The sequence below is a fragment of the Mesorhizobium sp. M7A.F.Ca.US.005.03.2.1 genome (genome assembly GCF_003997795.1).
In the GTDB taxonomy this organism is placed as follows: domain Bacteria; phylum Pseudomonadota; class Alphaproteobacteria; order Rhizobiales; family Rhizobiaceae; genus Mesorhizobium; species Mesorhizobium ciceri.
Genome location: NZ_RZRP01000572.1, coordinates 1 through 4134 on the forward strand (window position 1 = coordinate 1; position 4134 = coordinate 4134).

At 64.0% G+C, this 4134-nt stretch carries 5 protein-coding genes; 4 read left to right on the forward strand and 1 reads right to left on the reverse strand.

Annotated elements, in window-relative coordinates; translation table 11 throughout:
• A partial coding sequence (locus EN991_RS25830) for a nucleotidyltransferase family protein (RefSeq protein ID WP_164769370.1) occupies nt 1-589 on the forward strand: 589 nt, incomplete at its 5' end.
• Between the two features lie 110 nt (nt 590-699).
• Here the strand turns inward: EN991_RS25830 and EN991_RS25835 are convergent.
• Entirely contained in the window at nt 700-1695 is a 996-nt protein-coding gene (locus tag EN991_RS25835; protein WP_027161015.1) for an aldo/keto reductase, read from the reverse strand.
• Between the two features lie 96 nt (nt 1696-1791).
• On the opposite strand from EN991_RS25835, the gene EN991_RS25840 reads away from it, so the two are divergent.
• The 3 genes from EN991_RS25840 to EN991_RS25850 all read left to right on the forward strand — a co-directional run bounded on the left by EN991_RS25840 (nt 1792) and on the right by EN991_RS25850 (nt 4073).
• Complete coding sequence (locus EN991_RS25840; RefSeq protein WP_013528304.1) at nt 1792-2682, forward strand: LysR family transcriptional regulator; 891 nt, start codon at nt 1792-1794, stop codon at nt 2680-2682.
• A 173-nt stretch (nt 2683-2855) separates the two neighbouring features.
• Complete coding sequence (locus tag EN991_RS25845; RefSeq protein ID WP_013528303.1) at nt 2856-3428, forward strand: cytochrome b; 573 nt, start codon at nt 2856-2858, stop codon at nt 3426-3428.
• A 69-nt stretch (nt 3429-3497) separates the two neighbouring features.
• Nucleotides 3498-4073, forward strand: a complete 576-nt coding sequence (locus EN991_RS25850) for a YceI family protein (protein WP_013528302.1) — start codon at nt 3498-3500, stop codon at nt 4071-4073.
• Nucleotides 4074-4134: the final 61 nt, after the last annotated feature.

The window sequence follows — 4134 nt, forward strand, 5'->3', positions numbered from 1 at the left end:
GTATTCCGGCCTTCCCCTTGAAGAACAGCGCGCGGCGTTTCTCGCCATCGTGTCTGCCGACCCGCTGTTATGCGACGCGGTGGCGCGGGCTCGCACGCTCGACCTGCCGGACTGGCTGGTGGTATCCGGCGCTCTCTACAACAGCATCTGGAACCACCTGACCGGCAAACCGTCGGGCTACGGCATCAGGGATGTTGATCTTTTCTACTTCGATGACAGCGACCTGTCCTATGAGGCCGAGGACGCGGTGATCCGCCGGGCGGAGAAGCATTTCGAGGGGCTGGCGTTGCCGGTCGAGGTGCGCAACCAGGCGCGGGTGCATCTGTGGTATCCGCAGAAGTTCGGACGGCCGTGCCCGCGCTATTCGAGCGCCAGCGAATCCGTCAGCCATTTTGCCTCGAAGACGCACGCCGTCGGGGTTCGATACGACGCTGACGGGCAGCTCGAGATCGTGGCACCGTTTGGTCTTGACGACATTTTCTCGTTTCGCATCACGCCGAACCGGGTGATGGACAATCAGCGCACGCATGAGGCGAAGGGTAAGCGTGCAAGGGAGAACTGGCCGGAGATTAGTGTCGAGCCTTGGTAAAAATGTCGGCAGGGCAGAGGGGGGCGCTTCACGTCAGCGTCCCCATCTTCTGCACCGCGCTGCGTACGAAAAAGGGGCGCGCGGCGCCCCTTCCGATTACTCACCAGTTTTCAACCATTCACCAGCGTGAGCTCCTTCTCCGCATAGCGCCTACCGACCACCTTGTCGGGCGACAGCGCGTCACCAATCGCCTGCACCTCGACCGCGCTCAGCGCGATCCCGGCAGCCGCCGCATTCTGCTCCAGATGGCGTATCCTTCTCGCGCCGGGGATCGGCACGATGAAATCGCCCTGGTGCAGCACCCAGGCCAGCGCCAGTTGGGCCGAAGTTACCCCCTTTTCAGCTGCCAGCTTTTCCAGCGTCGCGATGACAGCGGCGTTGGCTTCCATCGCCTCGGCCTGGAAGCGCGGCAAGGTCCGGCGCCAGTCGTCGTCGCTCAGCGCCTCGGGCTTGGCGATCGTGCCGGTCAGCAGGCCACGGCCGAGCGGGCTGTAGGGAACAAAACCGATGCCGAGTTCGCGGCAGACGGCGAACACCTCGTCTTCCGGGTCGCGGCTCCAGAGCGAATATTCGCTCTGCACGGCAGCAATTGGATGCACGGCATGGGCCCGGCGGATGGTCGCCGCACTCGCCTCCGACAGGCCGAGCGCGCGCACCTTGCCCTCGCGCACCAGCTCGGCCATGGCACCGACCGTGTCCTCGATCGGCACGTTGGGGTCGACACGGTGCTGGTAGTAGAGGTCGATCACATCCGTGCCGAGCCGCTTCAGCGACGCCTCGGCGACCGCCTTGACGTGCTCGGGGCGGCTGTCGACGCCGGCCATGCGGTCGAGGCCTGTACCTTCCTCCAAAATCCTGAAGCCGAATTTTGTCGCGATCGTCACCTTGTCACGCGCGGACTTCAGCGCTTTGCCGAGCAGGATCTCGTTCTCGAACGGGCCATAGACCTCCGCCGTGTCGAAGAAATTGACGCCGATATCGATGGCGCGGTGCAGCGTGGCGATTGCGTCGGCTTCCGCCTGGCCGCCATAGGCGAAGCTCATGCCCATGCAGCCGAGGCCGACGGGATAGACGTTCAATTCAGTTCCTAGCTTGCGGGTTTGCATAACGCGTCTCCTTGTTGCGATGCGGCAGAAATAGCGCCTTGCCTTGTGTTCGATAATCGGCTCTCATTTGCACGGGCTGTTCTAAAAGATAGATCAATGAATCGCGCGCATCTTTCCCAACTGGCCGTGCTGGCAACCGTTGCCCAATGCGGCAGCTTTCGCGGCGCGGCCAGGGAATTGGCCATCGCGCCTTCGGCGGTCAGCCATGCGGTGTCCAGCCTAGAGGCGCGGCTTGGCGTTCGGCTGCTGGCGCGCAGCACACGCAGCGTCGCGCCGACCGAAGAAGGTGCGCAGTTGCTGGAACGGCTGCGACCGGCGCTGTCGGAGATCGATCTGGCGCTGGAGACGGCAATCGAGACACGCGACCGGCCGGCCGGCAATCTGCGCCTGACCGTGCCGCGCACCGCAGCCCATTTGGCGCTGACGCCACGGCTGGGCGCCTTTGCGTCGGCCTATCCCGATATCGTGCTGGAGATCGTCATCGAGGACCGTTTCACCGACGTGGTGGAAGGGGGCTTCGATGCTGGCGTCAGGCTAGGCGAGAGCCTGCAGCGCGACATGATCGCGGTGCGCATCGGGCCGGACCTTCGCGGCGCGGTGGTCGGCGCCCCGGTCTATTTCGAGGTCAACCCCAAGCCGCGTCACCCGCGCGACCTGGCTGACCACCGCTGCATCCGCTTCCGCTTCTCCAGCGGCATCCTCTACCGCTGGGAGTTCGAGAGAGGCCGCGAGGCGATCGAGATGGCGGTGGAGGGACCGCTGATCCTCGACGAGGACCATTTGATCGCCCAGGCGGCGGTCGACGGCGCTGGGCTCGCCTTCGTCTTTGAGGATTATGTCCGCGCGCCGCTCGCCGACGGCAGGCTGATCCGTGTGCTGGAGGACTGGTGCCCCTCCTTCGACGGCTTCTTCGTCTATTATCCGAGCCGCCGGCAGATGCGCCCGGCGCTCAGGGCGTTTGTCGATTTCTTCAAGGTGAGTGGATAGAGCGGGCTCGCTCGCCCCGGTAGGTCGGCTGAGGGACGGGGTGGGTAGCGCCCTACGAGACCCCCACCCCGCTTCGCAAAATCCGCTTCGCGGCATTTGCTGCGCGACCCTCCCCACAAGGGGGAGGGTGAAGCGCGCTGGAAGAAAGCCGAACCAACATTCGTTCACTCCCCATGCAAACATCGATCACCAACAGCGCCACCCGCTATGGCTGGGGCGCGATCCTTCTCCACTGGCTGATTGCGCTCATTTTCATCGGCCAGTTCGGGCTCGGCTTCGTCATGGTGCGGTTGACCAGCCAGCGCACCGCCTTCGAGCTGATCCAACTGCACAAATCCTTCGGCTTCCTGCTGCTCGGGCTTGTGTTGCTGCGCATCGCCTGGCGTCTTGGCAATGCAACGCCGGCGCTGCCGCGCTCGGTCGGAACCCTGGAGCGTCGGGCAGCACCGTTGGCCCATCTTGCGCTCTACGCGTTTCAGCTTGCCTTGCCCTTGTCCGGCTGGGCGCTGGTGTCGGTCTCGATGCTGGAGATCCCCAGCCTGCCGTTCAACCTGTTCGTCATGCCGAACCTGCCGCTGGCCGAATCGGATGGTGCCGAGAGCTTCTGGGCGGCTGCACATTGGTATCTCGCCTATGCCGGCATGACGCTTGTGGCTCTCCACGTCGCGGCGGCGCTGCGGCATCATTTCCAGCTCAGGGATGGCGTGCTCACGCGCATGGTCACGCCTTCGTCAGATTCGGAATAGAGCGAGCGGTTCATTCGTTCATGGAGTGAGGGCGCAAGAAATGCGCTGCCTCCAACAAGGAACATCCCCATGTACACGCGCATCCTCGGATTTGCGGCGGTCGCCGCTTGCCTTGCCATGCCTGTTTCTGCGGCCGTCGCGCTGGGTGACGCCGCCGGCAGCTATTCGATCAGCCCGGCCAGCTCCAGCATCCGCTTCTCCATCGGCAAGGTCGGCGGCGGCGGCCTCAATGGCACCTTCGCCCGCTTCAAGGGCTCGATCCGCATCGACAACAGCGATGTCGGGCGCTCAGCTGTCAATTTCACCATTTTTCCCGAAAGCGTCGGCACCGGCCAGGGCCGTATCGATGCCTTCCTGCGCTCCGACGCGGTGTTTGATGCCGCCAACAGCCCGGAAATCCAGTTCCGCTCTACCAGCGTGACCCGAACCAGCGACACCACGGCTCTCGTCAGCGGCCGGCTGACGGCGCGCGGCAAGACGTTCCCGGAAAAATTCACGGCCGAGCTCGGCGGTCTCAAGGCCGGCATGATCAAATTCCATGTCACCGGCAAGGTGCTGAGGTCGCGCTACGGCATGGATGTCGGCACGCCGATCTATTCCAACATCGTCGACTTCGACATGACGCTGACCGGCAAAAGGGGCTGACCTCGTCATTGGCTTTTCCGGCGATTTCGGGCAAACCTCGTCGCCTGTAATCGTGATGGAG